The organism is Bacillus sp. FSL R12-0074 (genome assembly GCF_038005725.1).
In the GTDB taxonomy this organism is placed as follows: domain Bacteria; phylum Bacillota; class Bacilli; order Bacillales; family Bacillaceae_G; genus Bacillus_A; species Bacillus_A mycoides.
The window spans coordinates 539,713-558,651 of sequence record NZ_JBBOTR010000001.1 but is presented as its reverse complement, the minus strand read 5'-3'; the positions used below and the strand labels follow the sequence as shown (position 1 = coordinate 558,651).

17 protein-coding genes and 3 pseudogenes are annotated in these 18,939 nt (G+C 32.8%); 11 read left to right on the top strand and 9 right to left on the bottom strand.

Annotated elements, in window-relative coordinates; translation table 11 throughout:
• Positions 1 to 216: 216 nt before the first annotated feature.
• Positions 217 to 795, bottom strand: coding sequence for a DUF4030 domain-containing protein (locus NSS97_RS02935; RefSeq protein ID WP_107887628.1), 579 nt, complete (start codon positions 793 to 795; stop codon positions 217 to 219).
• Between the two features lie 106 nt (positions 796 to 901).
• The gene (locus tag NSS97_RS02930; RefSeq protein ID WP_107887629.1) at positions 902 to 1,855 is read right to left on the bottom strand and encodes a tyrosine-type recombinase/integrase; all 954 of its coding nucleotides are present in this window, start codon (positions 1,853 to 1,855) and stop codon (positions 902 to 904) included.
• 218 nt (positions 1,856 to 2,073) lie between these two features.
• On the opposite strand from NSS97_RS02930, the gene NSS97_RS02925 reads away from it, so the two are divergent.
• Both NSS97_RS02925 and NSS97_RS02920 read left to right on the top strand, forming a co-directional pair.
• Positions 2,074 to 2,355, top strand: coding sequence for a metalloregulator ArsR/SmtB family transcription factor (locus tag NSS97_RS02925; RefSeq protein WP_107887630.1), 282 nt, complete (start codon positions 2,074 to 2,076; stop codon positions 2,353 to 2,355).
• A 350-nt stretch (positions 2,356 to 2,705) separates the two neighbouring features.
• Positions 2,706 to 2,939: pseudogene (locus tag NSS97_RS02920) on the top strand (cupin domain-containing protein); the annotation flags it as partial.
• A 293-nt stretch (positions 2,940 to 3,232) separates the two neighbouring features.
• On the opposite strand, the gene NSS97_RS02915 reads toward NSS97_RS02920, so the two are convergent.
• Together NSS97_RS02915 and NSS97_RS02910 are read right to left on the bottom strand one after the other, a co-directional pair.
• Positions 3,233 to 4,618, bottom strand: coding sequence for a glycosyl hydrolase family 8 (locus tag NSS97_RS02915; protein WP_107887632.1), 1,386 nt, complete (start codon positions 4,616 to 4,618; stop codon positions 3,233 to 3,235).
• A gap of 282 nt (positions 4,619 to 4,900) precedes the next feature.
• Entirely contained in the window at positions 4,901 to 5,701 is an 801-nt protein-coding gene (locus NSS97_RS02910) for an ADP-ribosyltransferase (RefSeq protein WP_107887633.1), read from the bottom strand.
• A 446-nt stretch (positions 5,702 to 6,147) separates the two neighbouring features.
• On the opposite strand from NSS97_RS02910, the pseudogene NSS97_RS02905 reads away from it, so the two are divergent.
• A pseudogene (locus NSS97_RS02905) lies at positions 6,148 to 6,516 on the top strand (DUF4158 domain-containing protein); the annotation flags it as partial.
• 452 nt (positions 6,517 to 6,968) lie between these two features.
• On the opposite strand, the gene NSS97_RS02900 reads toward NSS97_RS02905, so the two are convergent.
• From NSS97_RS02900 to NSS97_RS02890, 3 genes are all read right to left on the bottom strand, one after another.
• Positions 6,969 to 7,082 (bottom strand): Spo0E family sporulation regulatory protein-aspartic acid phosphatase, encoded by a 114-nt coding sequence (locus NSS97_RS02900; RefSeq protein WP_445285983.1) that lies wholly within the window; start codon positions 7,080 to 7,082, stop codon positions 6,969 to 6,971.
• A 155-nt stretch (positions 7,083 to 7,237) separates the two neighbouring features.
• Positions 7,238 to 9,829 (bottom strand): bifunctional acetaldehyde-CoA/alcohol dehydrogenase, encoded by a 2,592-nt coding sequence (adhE, locus tag NSS97_RS02895; RefSeq protein WP_341111479.1) that lies wholly within the window; start codon positions 9,827 to 9,829, stop codon positions 7,238 to 7,240.
• Between the two features lie 214 nt (positions 9,830 to 10,043).
• Positions 10,044 to 10,352, bottom strand: coding sequence for a hypothetical protein (locus NSS97_RS02890; protein ID WP_107887635.1), 309 nt, complete (start codon positions 10,350 to 10,352; stop codon positions 10,044 to 10,046).
• 189 nt (positions 10,353 to 10,541) lie between these two features.
• Between NSS97_RS02890 and NSS97_RS02885 the strand changes: the two are divergent.
• Positions 10,542 to 11,229, top strand: a pseudogene (locus NSS97_RS02885) (IS6 family transposase).
• A gap of 71 nt (positions 11,230 to 11,300) precedes the next feature.
• Here NSS97_RS02885 and NSS97_RS02880 read toward each other — a convergent pair.
• Positions 11,301 to 11,735: a sodium:proton symporter gene (locus NSS97_RS02880; RefSeq protein WP_107887667.1), complete on the bottom strand. Its 435-nt coding sequence runs from the start codon at positions 11,733 to 11,735 to the stop codon at positions 11,301 to 11,303.
• 558 nt (positions 11,736 to 12,293) lie between these two features.
• Between NSS97_RS02880 and NSS97_RS02875 the strand changes: the two genes are divergently transcribed.
• The 7 genes from NSS97_RS02875 to NSS97_RS02845 all read left to right on the top strand — a co-directional run bounded on the left by NSS97_RS02875 (position 12,294) and on the right by NSS97_RS02845 (position 17,689).
• Positions 12,294 to 12,983, top strand: coding sequence for an IS6 family transposase (locus NSS97_RS02875; protein WP_107887637.1), 690 nt, complete (start codon positions 12,294 to 12,296; stop codon positions 12,981 to 12,983).
• 666 nt (positions 12,984 to 13,649) lie between these two features.
• Positions 13,650 to 14,003, top strand: a complete 354-nt coding sequence (locus NSS97_RS02870) for a metalloregulator ArsR/SmtB family transcription factor (RefSeq protein WP_107887668.1) — start codon at positions 13,650 to 13,652, stop codon at positions 14,001 to 14,003.
• A gap of 1 nt (position 14,004) precedes the next feature.
• Positions 14,005 to 14,439, top strand: a complete 435-nt coding sequence (locus NSS97_RS02865; RefSeq protein WP_107887638.1) for a DNA mismatch repair protein — start codon at positions 14,005 to 14,007, stop codon at positions 14,437 to 14,439.
• Between the two features lie 143 nt (positions 14,440 to 14,582).
• Positions 14,583 to 16,346 carry a sulfate permease gene (locus NSS97_RS02860; RefSeq protein ID WP_107887639.1) on the top strand — a complete coding sequence of 588 codons (1,764 nt, stop codon included), beginning with the start codon at positions 14,583 to 14,585 and terminating at the stop codon, positions 16,344 to 16,346.
• A gap of 81 nt (positions 16,347 to 16,427) precedes the next feature.
• Positions 16,428 to 16,667 (top strand): D-alanine--poly(phosphoribitol) ligase subunit DltC, encoded by a 240-nt coding sequence (gene dltC / locus NSS97_RS02855; RefSeq protein WP_107887640.1) that lies wholly within the window; start codon positions 16,428 to 16,430, stop codon positions 16,665 to 16,667.
• Between the two features lie 134 nt (positions 16,668 to 16,801).
• Positions 16,802 to 17,143: a zinc ribbon domain-containing protein YjdM gene (locus NSS97_RS02850; RefSeq protein ID WP_107887641.1), complete on the top strand. Its 342-nt coding sequence runs from the start codon at positions 16,802 to 16,804 to the stop codon at positions 17,141 to 17,143.
• Positions 17,144 to 17,497: 354 nt separating this feature from the next.
• Positions 17,498 to 17,689: a hypothetical protein gene (locus tag NSS97_RS02845; RefSeq protein ID WP_107887642.1), complete on the top strand. Its 192-nt coding sequence runs from the start codon at positions 17,498 to 17,500 to the stop codon at positions 17,687 to 17,689.
• Positions 17,690 to 18,668: 979 nt separating this feature from the next.
• Here NSS97_RS02845 and NSS97_RS02840 read toward each other — a convergent pair.
• Positions 18,669 to 18,833: a gamma-type small acid-soluble spore protein gene (locus NSS97_RS02840; protein ID WP_165927691.1), complete on the bottom strand. Its 165-nt coding sequence runs from the start codon at positions 18,831 to 18,833 to the stop codon at positions 18,669 to 18,671.
• Between the last annotated feature and the right edge of the window lie 106 nt (positions 18,834 to 18,939).

The following is an 18,939-nucleotide window of genomic DNA, read 5'->3' as shown; positions in this document are numbered from 1 at the left end:
CATACGTAAAAAGGCTCGCTGTTGTTAAACAAGCGGCCTGATTAATTGTCATATTACTCCCTCTTAAAAGCCGAGATTTTATACTATTCTTTTTGTAAGTCCTCCCCAATCACCGAGCATGTTTATTTCTCCAAATCACTGTCCATAATAATAAACAAAGACAAACCCTTTATCCTAAAGATACGTGCTCTTTCTCAAGAGCACCAGACTCGGTGATTAGGGTAGAGTGGTATAAATTTCAACAGTATATGAATCATTTTCAATCCATTTGTTTACTTTCGTTGTTTTTAGTAAATCATCAACCTCTTTTTCTATTTTCTTTCCAAGGTCTTTGGCTCCTGGATCTGAATTGTTTATTGTAGTATGTATAGCAAGAGGAAATGGTTGATTCGATTCGAAATTAACTGGCTGAATTCCAAAACCTTTGTATCCATTTTTGGTAAACACTTCATTAAAAATAGAACTGTAAACTTTGCTCCATTGCCTCTCTTTCTTTACAATGTCCATATTTCTCTCACTCACATTAATTGTGTAGGGTTTAATATCTTGATTTTTCAGTTGAAAGTTAATCACTTTTTTTAACTTACTTGTATTTACAGTATCAGCTATCTCTAAGTCTACGGTTCTTGGTGTATCGCTCATCGAGGCACTAAGGAAGTCCTTTTCATCTACCGTTTCCATAATAGTGTCCATAACTTTTGCTTCTTCACTTTTGGCTTCTTCTTTATCGCTCTGACAGGAACATAATAAAGCGAGTGAAAATAGAAGTACAAATAACTCTTTTCCCTTTTTCATCTTGATCCTCTCCTTAATCATTTCTTTATTTTATAATCGCCAATATCTTTAGTTATGTTTATTCTAACCTTGTAACATTCTCCAGGATAAATGAAAAACCTTCATCTTATCTTCTTTGATTAGAATAATCATAATATCTTTTTAGCGAAAGTTTAGATTTAAATCCTACCCGTTTTATTATTTCATCCTCTGAAATTTGATGTTTTATTAGCCTTAAAATGAAGGTATTCCGCAAATGTTGTGCTGAAATTCCTTTTCGTAAATTTGCCCTTGAAACTTCTAGTCGAATCATCTTTTGAACGGCAATTTCTGTTAGAGATTTGGGCGCATCATTTTCATATGACCAATGATAAGTTTTCCGAGTAAAATCAAAGGCTACGAACAATGGATCATTGCTATGGTACCTTGGACGAACAGGTTCAGGAATGGTTTTGTAATAGTTAAATAAGTGCTTTTTATCGTCTTCAGCTAAAAGAATCGTTCTTTCTATACCCACTATTCCTGGTACTGAGATCGTATTGTTTTCAAAATGGACGTGCTTCATCTGTAAACCTACAAGTTCTTGTAAGGATAATCCATTATAAATGAGCAAATGCACAATAGAAATGTTACGATCCATAAGTACTGGACGAACGGAACGTTGTTTTTCTGTTAATCCTTCTAATGAAGTTAAAATGTACTTTAATCTTTTCTCTTCCTCTTTTGAAATAAAATCTTCATCACGTAACGCGCGATTAGGTTGAATGCTAAGTTGCATGCTTTCTAACGGATTTGGCAGTTTTAAATATTGATACAGTCTATTTAAGACAATATAAACACGATGCATTGTTTTGTCAGAGTACTGTCGTTGGCTCTTTAAATTGTAAAAATACGCTTCATAATCCTTTGTATCAAGTGTCGTCCATATATTGCATGTAGGGAGTTTTTTAGATTTTTGCAACCACTGGCCAAAATCTTCAATATCATAAACATATCGTTTAATTGTAGATGGTTTTCTTCCTTTATCTAGTAAGAATAAAGAAAAATGCTGTACTGTGTCTTGGAATTCCTTTGTTAACATAGCCTTATCATCCTATTTTTTCTTTTAGTATATCAAATTTGGAAGTTAGCTGAACGTATGTATGATCTTCCCGATTCACACGTATCATACCAAAATATTTTAAACAAACGTTTGATTGATAACAGTTTTTATTTCTGAAAATTCATACATCCAATGCTCCTATATAAATATATTAGGTATAATAGAGGAAAGAGAAAATATATGGAGGATAAACCAAAATGAATGATTTTCATATATATGAAGAACAAGCGGATGTACTTAGACATATTGCACACCCTGTCCGACTTCAATTACTTCAGGAACTGATACGAAGAGGTGGTTGTAATGTGACCGAACTATGTCATATATTAAAAATCCCTCAATCTACTACTTCTCAACACCTTGCAAAATTGAAAAGAGCTCGTATTGTGAGAAGTATTAACCAAGGGACATTTAAAACATATCAGGTATGTCATGAACAGATACATCCAATTATTAATATCTTAATGAAAGTGAAATAAACGAAGAGTAATTTGGGTATTTTAGATGTTATTGGGGCACGGCAACGATTACTGCTTTTTGGGGCCACTCGCCATTTTAAGTTAACAGAACTAGAATTCCGTTAACTTTTTTAGATGAACTTGACAAGGTTTGTTTACAGAACACCTGTAAACAGTGATGAAAATAAGTTTACGGAACATATTTCAAGAAAACGTTCTCGAAGACTTCAAATCTAATTACCTAGAAATCATCGTTTTATCATACATTTCAAAGTTTTTTACAAGTGGCCCGAAAAAGAAAGAATCGTTGTCGTACCCCTATAAGGGGTGCTTATAAAAATTCATCGGTCCCCACAATCAAACAGTGGTGGGTTGGCTATGTTCCATTTGCAATGGGACATTATGTAGAAAATATTGGTGATGAATCATTATTCTTTCTTGAAATATTTAAAAGTGATAATTATGCTGATATTTCATTAAACCAGTGGCTGGCACTTACACCTCCACAGCTAGTTCTTGAAACCCTTGATGTGGACAAGAAATTCCTTTCATCACTCTATAAGGAGAAACATCCAGTTGTGAAATTTGAAAATAAAAACAGCTAGGGTTCATCCCATCGTCATCAAGATAGTATTTTGAATTGTCCCCAAAACAAAAATTTTATTATTTTACAGTTATTTATGAGAATTCAGCTCATTTTTCCGTTTGGGGAACAACCAACTTCTTAGTTGATGGTGATATAGTACTACCCCTCATATAAACAATAAAATGTGTGAACAAAAAACGTAGGAATATGTATTCCTACGTTTTTTACTATAAGCGTTGCCATCAAACGCCTATCTCTATATTTTTTGAGAGATGAGAAATTTCAACTTTGATATTCATAGAAATCTGAATTCTATTCCTTAAATTCAGACTGAACTTCTGAATGTATTGGGCTTTGTATATTTTTTTCATCAGGAATCGGTTTCCACCAGTTCCCAGTTAAGAATAACATGGTCAATAGATTATAACTATCACTGAAATAACTTTCATTCTTATTCTTCATCCAATCCCATCCACTATTTACCCAATCTTGATTATTACTGTTGGTTGTACCAGCGGCAATAAAGGGTGAAACGAATACGGCTGTTGGATAATCACCAATATTTGATCCATCTAGTTTATAACCGTCTACAATTTTAGATGGATTACCATTAGTTTTATTTTTTATCCACTTAGTAACCTTATCAGAAATCACCTTACTTCTCTTTTCTCCATACATTGCATAGTCCATAACAATTCGGAGTGGTACACGACTCGCATTATAGTAATATGCATCGGTATGTTTTGATTCGTCTAAAAAGTTTTTAGGTGCAGGCTGTGGGGGATTTTTTACAACAAAATCAGAAATCAATCCTGTAGTTGGCGAGTATTTATTTGTAAACTGTGTATAAGTATTGTAGAGATTGTCAATAACATTAAGCCAAGTTTTATCCCCAGTAAATTCGTGGAACGCTCTTAAATGAGACATCATCCAATCGGAAGGTCTAGTATCAAATGTACTTTTTGAGCCCCAATCACCCAAATTCAAACTATTATTTTTGGTCACATTACTAGTCTTAATACCTTTTGTAATCATATTTTGAGCCTCTTTCAAATAGTTGATTGTACCATTTGATCCCCATTGCTTATGAGCAAGAAGAAGTGAGTAAGCAATGTCTAAATCCCCATCTGTCGCAGAATCAAAATGCCCCTGCGCTTTCTTACTATCGGCTACAACCCAACCCATTAAATTAGGATTTTCGGAACTTTTAAAAGCTCTCGCTGTCTTAAATAAGCCATTATAAATAGTTTGGGCGTTTGCATCATAACCTGCCATTAAGACCGTGATAATCATACCATAACCTTGTCCTTCTGAAGTTCCTAACGGTTTAAATCCATCTGCATTTCCTGTGATTTCTCCTTTGACGTAGTAGCCACCAGGAAGTGAAGAAAGATCATTCTTTAGATATTTATTTTTCCAATTATTATAATAATTTTTAACTGAAGCATTCAAATTTTCTTGTGAAACATGATTCGGTTTGATAATACCAGAGTAGTTGACTTGCTGTGGAAAGGGCTTCATCTCTTTAGCAACAGCTGCTACTTGAGAATTGTTTGGTGTAGTAGAAGAATTTATTATGTCTCCAGTATTTCTTAATGAAGTGTTATCTAAAACCTCGGCAGCAGTACAATTAGTATAACTTGCTAACCCTATTCCAAATGCGCATATAACAGTAAATATCTTTCTTTTTCGGCTCATTATTTCGGCTCCTTTTAAATTTTTTTAAATGCATATCTAATCCTTATTTAACAACAAATAACAAGAATCCATTTTGAAAATAGATTGATTAAAATAGATTCTTCGCTTGCTAAGTATATACAAATTTTATAAAAACGTTTGGTTATTTTTGTTATCCGTTGGAAGGTATTTTTTCTTATTTTATTGAAATTATCACATATACGGACTAGGAGCAATTAATGTGAGAGCGCAAACATCCTAGTTGATTTTTTTCTTAATTCTTTATCTCCAAGCTTTATTAAACTATTTATTTACCACACTCGCGTCAACTTTTACAATCAATTTTCCTTTTTCAACAATTCCTGAAACTTTTTTTATTTTTAAAGAAGCATTTCTTGGTAATATTAATTCTGCATATTCATTTCCCATATATACAGCATGTGTTCCTTTTGGAACTTCAATGTCCATACGAATTGTTTTTGGCTGTCCTCCTAGGTATTTATCAAGAATAGCTAGTGAAGTACTTGTAAAACCTTTGTCTTTAACAGCTTTTCCTTCATATTTTTTCTTGAATTTTTCAATTGATTCTTTATTAACTATTGTTTCTTTTGGATTTTTTGGATCTTTTGGAAAAAATGTACCCGGTTTAATTCCAAACTGTTTTTCATCTGTATATCTATACACCATAATTGTATCTGGTACACTAGCAGTATTTTGCTTAAATACTTTATCCATTTCATTAGCGTATTCTTTTGATATTTCTACATACTTTTTAGGATATCCATCTACTTTCCCTTCTCTTAATGCTTGATTCATTCTTGTTCCATTCATCTCATAGTTATCAAAAGCTTCTTTCGCTTTCGGTGTTACTACAATTTTATTTCTGTGATTAGGAAGGTTTTTCCCATAATTTTTTGCTTCTTTTTCTTTGTCTTTAAAATCTATTAGTTTATCTGAAAATGTATCTGTTTTTTTTGTAGATTCAATAGAAGAAATAGGGTAATTGAGAGTTGAACTTTGCTCCATTGCAGATGCTACATTAGCTGTTCCACTCATAAGAACTACAGTAGCTAGACTTAAACAAGAAACTTTTTTACTTAACATGTGAATTTTCCCCTTTCAATATCTTTAATATTTTTCAATTATCTAAAACAATACAGTATTTACCTAATTATGTAAATATTAAGAAATTTATAAATATAAAACAGAATTTTAAGTTTATTTAAAATTCTAAAAAAATCCCTTTAAAAAAATGTGCCGAAAAGTACACTTTTTGTTATTACGCAAAGGAATGCAAACATAGCATTCCAAAACATCAAAAATCCATTTTAGGAACGTCCTTAAAATATTAATACCTTTCGATACATGCTTGCTTTTACTCAAAGAAATAAACTGTTTGTAAAGGTATACCTTTGTAAACGATTTTGTATTTTTTGTATTAATTGCTAAATTTGATTATTATTATAGAAGTAAGTGAAATTTTTAAAAATTTAAATTATAAGGAAATCGTTGCATTCTATAATAAATACTATACGAAGGGAAATGGGAAGTTGAAAACGAGAGAGCTTCTTACTGCAGAACAAAGGGAATACTTTTATGAAGTTCCTGATCATATGGACGAGAGAGAAATTCTGCGCTATTACACTATATCTGATGAAGAATTGCAAATTATAAATAAACAACGCGGTGCTGCCAATCGATTAGGTTTTGCCATACAAATCGCTTACTTACGCTTTCCTGGACGGCCTTTATCTGCGAATGAAAAAGTTCCAGATTTTATTGTACATACAATCGCTAAACAATTAAGGATTCTACCTTCAGCTATACAGAACTATGCACGTGGGCGTGATGCAACTCGTCGAGAACATTTGAGTAAAATCAGAAGTACATTGGGTGTTTTTGCCCATCCCCTCGAAGAGGGGATGGGCAAAAACATATCGTGAAAAATCCGTATAAATAAGGGTTTTGGGTTACTTTTAAAAAATATATATTTCAAAATGTATACAATTGCATTAACGTGTTTCAAATGTTATTAAGTTGTATTTTTGAAACGGAAAATTCTGGTTTTTTAGCTATGTCATAAAGTGTACTTTTTGACATAGTGTATAAATTTAGCTAATTCCCCCTTTTCGGGGATTTGGGCAAAAACACCCAAAATAAAAAGCACAGTTACGTGCTTTTTGGCTACGCCAAACCGAAATTCATCTCCCACCTATCGTTGGGCTACGTCCTGCGCACGCTTGAGGAAGGAGAATTCTTTCGGGTAATCCGTTAAAATCAAAAAATACTCTCCTACTTTTAGGAGAGTATTTTTTGATTTATTATATATCTTAATTATTTATATTTTATTTCTTTTTTATATAAATCTGATTTATTTTGTTTGTTTATTAGATTTTATCAAATCATTTAGTAAAGAATCTAATTCCCTACTAAAAAAAAGTACCTTTTCATGAGTGAATCCATACTGTTTAACAAGCGATATCAATTCTTTTTTTTTTCAATCACCTGATCTAACTTCTTACAATTAGACATATTTTTTATACACTCCCATATTACTTAAATAAAGGTCATCAAGGCGGAATTTCTTCACACATCAAATACAAAATCTATGAACTAAAAAAGATATACACACTGAATTTATTACACACCTTGATATGCTTGTTTATATACTTCTCTTAATTCTGAAATCAATGGCAGTTTTGGATTTGCTGGTGTACATTGATCTTCAAATGCTCTTTCTGATAAAACATCCACAACATTTTCAAATGCTTCTTGTTTTACCCCTTGTCCTGCAATGCTCATATTAATATTTAATTCTTTCCCAAGACTGATAATTGCTTGTACAAGTGATTCCACGCCCTCTTCTACGGTACTCGCTGGCAATCCCAGTGCTCTTGCAATATCTGCATAACGTTCATCTGCTACAAAGTGCTCATATTTTGGGAACAATGCATGTTTTCTCGGTTTAATAGCATTATATCGAATTACATGCGGCATTAAGATCGCGTTAGCGCGTCCATGCGGAATGTGAAATTCTGGTCCAAGTTTATGTGCCAAACTATGATTAATACCAAGAAATGCATTTGCAAACGCCATACCTGCAATTGCAGAAGCATTATGCATTTTCTCACGTGCCTTTTCATCATTTCCAACTTTATATGCTCTCGGTAAATATTTAAATACGAGATCAATTGCTTTTAAAGCCAACCCATCTGTATAGTCATTTGCCAAAATAGACACGTATGCTTCAATCGCATGTGTTAGCACATCCATTCCAGTGTCCGCTGTTACATGAGGTGGCACTGTCATGACAAACTGTGGATCGATAATCGCTACATCTGGTGTTAATTCATAATCAGCAAGTGGATATTTTATATTATTTTTTTTATCTGTAATAACTGCAAATGGTGTCACTTCTGACCCTGTTCCCGACGTTGTTGGAATCGCAACAAATTGTGCTTTTTGCCCTAGTGTTGGAAATTTACATGTACGTTTTCTAATATCTAAAAACTTTTGTTTTATTCCAAAGAATTTTGTTTCTGGATATTCATAGAATAGCCACATTCCTTTTGCTGCATCCATCGCTGAACCTCCGCCCAATGCAATAATTACATCAGGTTTGAAACTTCTCATCATCTCAGCGCCCTTGAAAACTGTTTCATCTGATGGGTCTGGTTCTACCTCTGAGAAAACACCTACTTTTACATCATTTAAATGTTGTTGTAAGTAATGTGTAACTGTATCTACATATCCTAGTTCTACCATTCCTGGATCCGTTACAATGAATGCTCGTGAAATGTTTGGCATCTTAGCTAAATATTGTGTCGCATGTTTTTCAAAAAAAACCTTAGGCGGTAATTTGAACCATTGCATATTATTTTTTCTATTCGCCAAACGCTTTACATTTATTAAATGTGTAGCTGTTACGTTTTGTGAAACAGAATTCTTACCGTATGATCCACACCCTAATGTTAAAGATGGAATAAATGCGTTATATATATCACCAATTCCACCTTGTGATGACGGTGAATTTACAATAAGACGACAAGCTTTCATTCGTAAACCAAATTGTTTCTGTACTTCTTTATTTGTGGAATGGATAACCGCTGAATGCCCTAAGCCACCCATATTTAACATTTCCTCACAGTATTTAAATCCTTCTTCTCGTGAATTTGATTTGATACAAGCTAATACTGGGCTTAATTTTTCACGCGATAGTGGATATTCTGCACCCACTCCCTTAATTTCAGCTACAAGTATTTTTGTATCTTCTGGTACCTTAATGCCTACTAATGATGCAATATAATGTGCTGATTTCCCAACGATATCACTATTTACTGCACAAGTATCTTCATTAATGACAAGCTTCTCTAATTTTTTTCTCTCTTCTTCTGTAACAAAATAACAATTGTTGTCTTGCATTTCTTTCTTTACACCATTATAGATTTCTTTATCTACAATAATCGCTTGCTCAGAAGCACAAATCATACCATTATCAAATGTTTTTGATAAGATTAAATCATTTACAGCGCGTTTTACATGTGCCGATTTCTCTAAATAACAAGGTACATTCCCAGGCCCTACTCCTAAAGCCGGTTTCCCAGTAGAATATGCTGATTTCACCATTCCAGCACCTCCGGTTGCAAGAACAAGTGCAACCCCCTCATGGTTCATTAATCTTTTTGTTGCCTCAACAGAAGGTTTTTCGATCCATTGAATGCAATTTTCTGGTGCCCCTGCCTTAATTGCTGCATCACGTAAAACTTTAGCCGCTGCAACAGAGCATTGCTGCGCAGATGGATGGAAAGCAAAAATGATTGGGTTTCTTGTTTTCATTGCAATTATTGCTTTAAACATAGTAGTTGAGGTAGGATTAGTTACTGGTGTCACACCAGCAACTACACCCACTGGTTCGGCAATTTCAATAACTTCTTCATGTGGATCTTCATGGATAATCCCTACAGTCTTATCTTTTTTTATGCTATGCCAAATATATTCAGTCGCAAATATATTTTTTGTACATTTATCCTCATACACACCTCGGCCAGTTTCCTCAACCGCCATTTTTGCCAATGGCATATGTTGATCTAATCCAGATAGTGCCATTTCATGAACAATATGATCTACGTGCTCTTGAGTATAAGATTCCAGCGCTTTTAGTGCTTCTTTTCCATTTCCAACTAAAGTATTAACAATTTCCTGTACTTCTTTTTCATCTGTCTTGTTTGTCATATTAAAGCCTCCAGATCACTATAAAAATAGATTTAAAATGTTGGAACTTATTATTTTCCTCTTGCATATTAAGTAAAAGCTTAAAGAATGTGAAGTATTTCACAAATAATAATGTGAAGTTTTTAACTACTCTTACTATACATGAAATAACTAATTTTTTTTGTGTATTCTTTGTGAAACATTTCACAAAGAATACAATAATTCTAATCAACAATTACTTATTTACACAATCAATGTATACAATTACATTGTCAGTTGTATTATTTCTCAATTCAATGTATACATTAGCATTGAGATACAATATTTGTTGATTCCTTAATATCTCGATTTCATTATCAATTATAGCCATTATTTCACCAAAAACTGCATACATACATATATCCTTGTTCAACTGTTTTGGTATGACAACACTACCTGATGGGTTAATAAAAAAAAATGTTGGAAATGTATTTTCAGTTTTATTAATAATTGTTTTGAACACTTCATCATTTAATCCCATAGGTGTTACATTTTTTAATTGCATAAATATCACTCCTTTTCATTTATAAAAAATTAAATAAAGTATAATCTATTTTTATAAACTTGTAGCTATGATTTCGACTTTGCCTATAAGTTTATAACGGTTCTGGTGCAAAAACTATAAGGCTCATGTGACGAATCTTCGAAACTTGGACATACTGATACTAGTACTTTAAAAAAGGACGTGATTAGTATGGAAAAGCAAAACTTATTCAAGTGGAAACACTATCAGCCTGAACTCATCTTATTAATAGTAAGATGGTACCTGCGGTACAATTTAAGCTTTCGTAACCTGGTGGAAATGATGGAAGAACGAGGAGTATCAATCGCTCACACAACCATTATGCGTTGGGTTCATCAATATGGGCCTCAATCAGAAGAGAAAGTACGATATCATCTTAAATCAACAAATGACTCATGGAGAGTTGATGAAACCTATATCAAAGTAAAAGGTCAATGGATGTATTTATATCGTGCTGTAGATTCCGAAGGGAACACCATTGATTTTTTTCTTAGTAAATCAAGAGATAAACAAGCAGCCAAGCGCTTTTTCGTATGTTTCTAAACCTCGTGTGATAACATTAGATAAGAACCCCGCTTATCCTGTAGCAATTCGAGCGTTGAAAGAAGAAAAGCATATGCCTGAAGGCATAGAGCTAAGACAAGTTAGATATCTCAATAACATAGTGGAACAAGATCATCGTTTTATTAAGAAACGTGTGCGTTCTATGTTAGGATTCAAGTCTTTTGGCACAGCTACATCCATTATTTCTGGAATAGAAGCTATGCATATGGTAAAAAAAGAGCAACTTGTTTTACTGGACAAGTCTGTCCAAAATCAAGTGAAGTTCATCCATCAACTATTTGGAATTGCTGCTTAAGGCTAGATTCCACTAGGAAACTTTTCGCCTCTTTATATCTTTCCTAAGTATTTGCACCAGAACCATTCAACTTATATCCATACTAGATCTTCTGGGGAAAGCTTTTTAACAATTAAGCCCCTTCTTCCCTTATTTATAATTTTTAAATTAAACCGTCCTCTATAGTATACTGAAGGTTTGGTATTTTCTGATGGGGTATGCCGTAAAATCAAAAGGGATTTAACCTCTTCTATCTTCTTTTCAGAATAACTTTCACCATTAGGGAATTCTATTATTCCTAATCTAATCTTTATTTCGCTTGCATCAAACAGCCACTCCTTATGAAGTTCCCTTATCTTTTGTATAAAGTGTCCTTGGGCTTTTCCTATATAGAGAAATGTTTCTTTTCCAGCACATACTCTAAAGATTGCAAATATTCCTTTCTTAAAAGCTTCTTCTCTATTATAAAAATCATTAAAACTATACGATCCATACCATTTAATATGTACTGTTTCGATTAATTCCACCTCATTTTTCGGCAACTATATTACTTCAAAATATTTTATTTATTCAAAATTCATAGTCCTATTTACATGCATTAGAAGTTGCGCTATTTTATAATACATTTTAATATTAAGAAATTCAATAATGAATATGTACATATCTTCAAGCATGTAAAGATTTATAGCCTGCACTAAGTTGTCAGAACTGTACAGAACGAAATCATCTATATGGGGTCACCATACATGCCCATCAACTTATAAGAAATTAATTGTTCCCCTAAATAAAAAAAATGAACTGAATTTTCATGGACAAATATGAAGAGATAAAACTTTCGTTTCGGGGATAATCTAAAATATTAGCTTGATGGCGATGTTGCCGTACCACATCGCCATCAAGCTAACTAAAATGAGATACCCCCAAACCGAAAAAAATGGGAGTATCTCATTTTTATATATCTAACTCAATTTCTTTGCTCATGCAACAAAATTTGGGTTCTGGTGCAAAAACTTTGAAGTATATGAAAAAGGTCTATCAAACTTGGACATACTGATACTAGTACTTTAAAAAAGGATGCGATTGGTATGGAAAAGCAAAATCTATTCAAGTGGAAACATTATCAGCCTGAACTGATCTTATTAACAGTAAGATGGTACCTGCGGTACAATTTGAGCTTTCGTAACCTGGTGGAAATGATGGAAGAACGAGGAGTATCAATCGCTCACACAACCATTATGCGTTGGGTTCATCAATATGGGCCCCAATTAGAAGAGAAAGTACGATATCATCTTAAATCAACAAATGACTCATGGAGAGTTGATGAAACCTATATCAAAGTAAAAGGTCAATGGATGTATTTATATCGTGCTGTAGATTCCGAAGGGAACACCATTGATTTTTATCTAAGTAAATCAAGAGATAAACAAGCAGCCAAGCGCTTTTTCAAGAAAGCCTTGGCTTTTTCGTACGTGTCTAAACCCCGTGTGATAACAGTAGATAAGAACCCTGCCTACCCTGTAGCGATTCAAGAGTTAAAAGAAGGCATACAACTAAGGCAAGTTAGATATCTCAATAATATAGTGGAACAAGATCATCGTTTTATTAAGAAACGCGTGCGTTCTATGTTGGGATTCAAGTCATTTAAAACGGCAACTTCTATATTGAGAGGTGTTGAAGCCATACATATGATGAAAAAAGGACAAACCTCTCAAGGAGGGAAGTCTGTCCAAAATCAAGTGAACCTCATTCATCAACTATTCGGTATTCCAGTATAAAAGCGGATTCCGTTAGGAATCTCTTCAGGGGCACGGCAACGATTACTGCTTTTTGGGGCCACTCGCCATTTTAAGTTAACAGAACTAGAATTCCGTTAACTTTTTGAGATGAATTTGACAAGATTTGTTTACAGAACACCTGTAAACATTGATGAAAATAAGTTTACGGAACATATTTAAAGAAAATGTTCTTGAAGACTTCAAATCTAATTGCCTTAAAATCATCGTTTTATCATACATTTTAAAGTTTTTTACGAGTGGCCCGGAAAAGAACGAATCGTTGTCGTACCCCTACAATGAATTACAGCAATTACTCACAATTGCATAAGATTCAGATATACTCAACTTCATCTTTTTATCTCTTAAGAAACTTTGCAACAGAACCGATAAATTATTAAATTTATATTCGTAGCTTCTTATATCATAGTAAATACATAATATGCATTTTATCTTTTAAAATCAACACAAAATAACTCCTAAAGTGACAAATTATAGGGGATGTACCTCTCAATGACCAAAAACGGTCGTTTCTGGTTCTTTTTCAACGTTTCAAAATTTGTATTGAAAATAGTAAGTTATAGAAGTATCATATACATATTCAAACATTTGAAGATGTATATGATGATTTTGGGTTTTAAATTAAAAATAAGTACTAGAGGTGTTTTAATGGGAAATGAAATGCAACAATTTAAAGCTGATTTTTTTAAAGCCCTATCACATCCTCTGCGAATAGGTATTCTAGAACTATTGTCAGAGGGTGAAAGAAGTGTAAATGAAATTCAAACCATCCTTAACAAGGAAGGTTCAGCTGTTTCTCAACAATTAAGTGTACTACGTTCAAAAAACATTGTTGTTGGTACTAAAGATGGAAAACGAGTTTTATATTCTCTACGAGACCCTATGATTGTGGATTTACTGGTAGTTGCACGGAAAATTTTTAACAACCATTTAATCGACACGATTTCAATGTTAGAAGAACTAGATGAAACAGAACGTGAAACGACAGTTAAGGAGGGTTAAGTTGAGCATTGAAGTTAAGAAAAAAGATATCATTCAACATGGAATGGAAATATTTCGCTCAATAGGAGCTCATCACGTTTGTAATGTTTGTATTAAAAGTGGAAATTCTTGTTGTTTTTCATGCGAGCATTTACAGGATGGAGTTGGATGTCAAAAGAGAAATACAGCTTGTACAGCTTGGTTATGTGGAATTCAAAGTTTTTTATTTGATCAAATAGGGGTACTGGACGAATGGAATAGTTTCTGGAGTGAAATTCCAGGACAAATGTTTCGTAGAGATAGTACCCCAGATAACGTAAGAATTAAATCGTTTATAGATATGAAAAAGCTAGATAGTCGAGGTGGATTACTTCTAGTAGAAAGGTTAAATTCCTACATACAAGAAGGAGGAGATATAGGTAAATTAGAACGTCATTTAAGCAAAACGTATAACTAATATTAGATTGATGCTCTCTTATAAAGAGATAAAAAGCGTCTGTATAAGAGTATGAGAAATGCATTTGTAACTCAAATTTATCAAAAGAAAATATTCTTTCAGAAGAAGTAAGATTTATTAAAAATAGAAAAGAAGGTTTTGTAATGAAAGGGTTATTTACGGGAAGATTTGAAGGATATTCATTGGGACATTTTCAAAAAGATCTTCTTTCAGGAATGATTGTTGGAGTTGTTGCGATTCCGCTTGCTATGTCTTTTGCTATAGCCTCTGGTGTTAAGCCAGAGTATGGGATTTATACAACATGTATTGCCGGGATACTTATTTCGCTATTTGGTGGTTCAAAGTACCAAATTGGAGGGCCTACAGGTGCTTTTGTTCCTATTCTTTTAGGGATTGTAATTACCTATGGATATGAAAATTTACTACTTGCTGGTTTATTAGCTGGAATTATCTTATGCCTTATGGGAATTTTTAAACTAGGATCTTTAATTAAATTTATTCCACGTCCTGTAACAATTGGCTTTACGTCAGGTATTGCCGTCAGTATCTTTACGGGACAAATTGCTAGTTTTTTAGGTTTAACAGGTATAAAAAAGCATGAGGAATTTATAGCGAATCTGAAGGAAATTTTTACTCATATCGGTACTACCAATTCTTACAGTGTCATAATTGCTTTGATTTGCTTTTTTGTTATACTCATAACACCAAAAATTTTTCCCAAAGTACCAGGTTCATTAGTAGGTGTTGTTATTTCAACTTTAATTGCAACTTTATTTTTCTCAGGTCATGTGCCTACTATTGGTACAGCATATGGTACGATTCCAAATACACTTCCTCAGTTTGGTATACCAGAAATCACATTAGAGCGTATAAAACAGTTAATTGGCCCTGCATTTGTTATTGCCATGTTGGGTGGTATTGAATCTCTTTTATCCGCTGTCGTAGCAGATGGTATGACAAATAGTAAACACAACAGTAATAAAGAGCTGATTGGTCAGGGAATTGCCAATATTGTTACCCCGTTATTTGGAGGAATTCCGGCAACTGGAGCGATTGCCCGCACTGCAACAAATATTAAGAGTGGAGCTGTATCTCCGATATCGGGTGTTATTCATGGAGGATTTGTGTTATTTACACTTCTACTATTAGCTCCATATGCTTCACATATTCCGCTTGCTAGCATGGCTCCTATTTTAATGGTAGTAGCTTGGAACATGAGTGAGCAAAAACATTTTGTTCACATACTTAAAATGAAGACAGGAGACTCTCTTGTATTACTGGTAACATTTTTGCTCACTGTATTTACTAGTTTGACAACAGCTGTGGAAATCGGTCTTATTTTAGCTATTATTTTATTTACAAAACGTATGAGTAATATGCTTGTCATATCTAAAGTGCTTCCTGATCATACAAAAAAGAATGAAAAATTGCTACCACATGTGGTAAATAAAGCTCATGATTGCCCACAAATTAGTATTTACACAATAGAAGGTCCATTATTCTTTGGGGCTGCCCAAACATTTGAACAAAATATTTTAGCAACCATTCATTATAAACCCAGAGTTTTAATTTTACGTATGGGAAAAGTTCCTTTTATCGATACAACAGGAGAGTCTTACTTTAGGAATATTGTTCAGCATTTTAAAAAACAAGGTGGCGTACTTCTCATTTCAGGAATTCAATCAGAGCTAAAAGCAACTCTAGATAAGAATGGATTGTACGCTGAGATTGGGGAAGAAAACTTTTTTGACCATACCGGGGAAGCAATTAACTGTGCTTTAGAACATTTGAATACAAAAAAATGTATAGGGTGTAAGCATTTCGCTTTTCATGAATGTACCGGGCTTTCTCAGCAATCCCAGGAAGGGAATACAATAAATAATAAAGCAAACGCATTAGATTTTTAAAAAATTTACTCAACATACAAAGTTTGTTTGATTTCTAAGAAGAAATTCATTATAAATCATGAATATAAAGGAGAATGAACAATGTCTGAATTTAAAGATCAAGTATTAAATATTTTAGAAGAAGTATGTGAAAATGATATCGTAAAAGATAACCCAGATGTGCAATTATTTGAAGAAGGGATTCTAGATTCTTTTGGTACAGTATCCTTATTAGTAGAATTTCAAGAACGTTTAGACATTGAAGTCTCTATTTCTGATTTCGATCGTGATGAATGGGCGACACCAAACATGATTATTAAAAAATTGAAAGATATGCAATAAAATAGATGTTTGAGAAACAAATAAGAAAAACAATTACAACTTAGTAATTGTTTTTCTTACGAAGTTGTAAAAAGGAAATTGAAAATAATGCTTATATATTAGAATGAATGATAACGAGTGGAGGAAATAAAAATATGTCTAATTTACCAAATTGCCCAAAATGTAATTCAGAATACACTTACGAGGATGGGAATCTTTTTGTTTGTCCAGAATGTGCTCATGAGTGGACTTTAGAATCAGAAACTGAAAATAGTGAAGATACAAAGGTAATCAAAGATGCAAATGGAAATGTTTTAAACGATGGTGATTCTGTAACAGTAATTAAAGACCTCAAAGTAAAAGGAACTTCATCAGTCGTAAAAATAGGTACAAAAGTAAAAAGTATCCGTTTAGTTGATGGAGATCATGATATTGATTGCAAAATTGATGATTTTGGAGCCATGAAATTAAAATCTGAATTTGTTAAAAAGGTATAAATGCGATTTTAATGCAACAGAGTTAATTTGATCTAATTGTTTAAAGCCAATGAATGTACAGCATTTTTAAGGGGGAAATTAAACAACTTTTAAAATAGAAAGACCTCATTCATGATAAGTATCCTTGAATGAGGTCTTTCTATTTTTTTGAAAAATGATGCTGTAAATATACTATGAAACATAAGAACCGAAATTCCTTAACGTGAGTTTTATGTCATTTTGTTGGCGGGATCCCTTGTTAAAGATGGTGTGAATTGGAATTTCACTCCATCTTTTCTTTTTAATTTTGTATAATGAAAATAATGATATTTATATATTTTTATATTAAACAATTAAGCGGGAGGAATAAATAATATGTTAGATACATTAATAAATCATTTTAAAGATGTAAATTTAGTATGTTCACAATGTGGTAAAACAATCGAACGTGGTGAACGATTTGCAGTTTCTTTAGTATTATCCAAAGAAAAAAATATGCCTGTTGGACAATTAGATAAAGTATTAGCTAAGATAGCAAACGAAATTTTATGTAGTAAATGTAGATAATACTGAACAGGGAGCTAATCTCCACTATTTGCTTATCAAAATTATCAAACTTAATAACAAAAATAAATAGCTCAAAAAAATCAACCCATGCATTTTAATCAAACTTTATTTCAAAGCAACAGTAAGGGGTCTTCTTTTGTACGTCAGTTCTTTACGTATATCCAAGAATTATAGTTCTTAATAACATGAAATTCATTTTCTTATAGTTAATTAATCCTAAATATAAATATATGTCTTTCTATAAGAATACTATATTCTTCTCTATTTACCTATATTTATATTTTGTTTAATTTATTATGATGTAGATGTTAATTTAAAGTTATTTATACAAAATAACTAAGTGCATTTTTTAGGAAGAGAAAACGATATACCACTCTGTTTTCTTAATTCGCATAATTTTCAAAAATAAAATCTCTGGATGTTAATATTTGTTATATAATAAACTTATCATAGCATTACCCCTGTAGTTTCTATGATGATAGTTTGTTTGTCCCGTATATTCACCTGAAACTAAAAAGAACTTGTAGGATTCCTACAAGTTCTTTTTGTTCTTCGGATTGACGGATAGTAAATGTTATTAGGGATACCGCTAACATTTCGGAAAAAAACTACGATAAGAGCATGCAAGATTTTATACAGTTTTTCGGCTAATCCAATAACAAAGAAGAACCCTAAAACCATGCCAGGATAGGAATGTATAAAAAATGCATAGGTCGATAGAACAAAGAAAGGAGGTTCCCTTGTAAGGGTAAGATTCCTCCTTGTCCTTGCTACCGATAATGGGACGTTATGTTAACCTCACATGAATAGAATATACATCTTAAAAACAGAAAAAGACTACCTTTTCCCAGTTAAAAGAAGTAGTCTTTTTCTATTACGTAATTGGGTTCCATAAATGATGCTTTATCGCATCTTGAATAGTTTTTGCTCAAAGGGTATTTTCCACAATTATAGAAAATATTCTTTGTTTGTTAACTCTTTATTGTTGGCTAGATTGTTGGTTCTTTTTAGCTTCCGCTTGAGCGTTTTGTTGTTTTACTGCTTGTACATCTGTTTCACTAGCAAATTCCGTTCCAAATTTGTTAGATGCAGATGCAGCGTTTGTTCCTGCAGAAGTTTTGTTTGGTTGTTTGTTATTATTCATTACAATCACCTCCATAAAAATTAATGTTCCCAATAGGATCATAACTATCCCAAAAAGCTTTAACGAATATACGATTGCTAATAATGAGACGTTATATTAACTACAT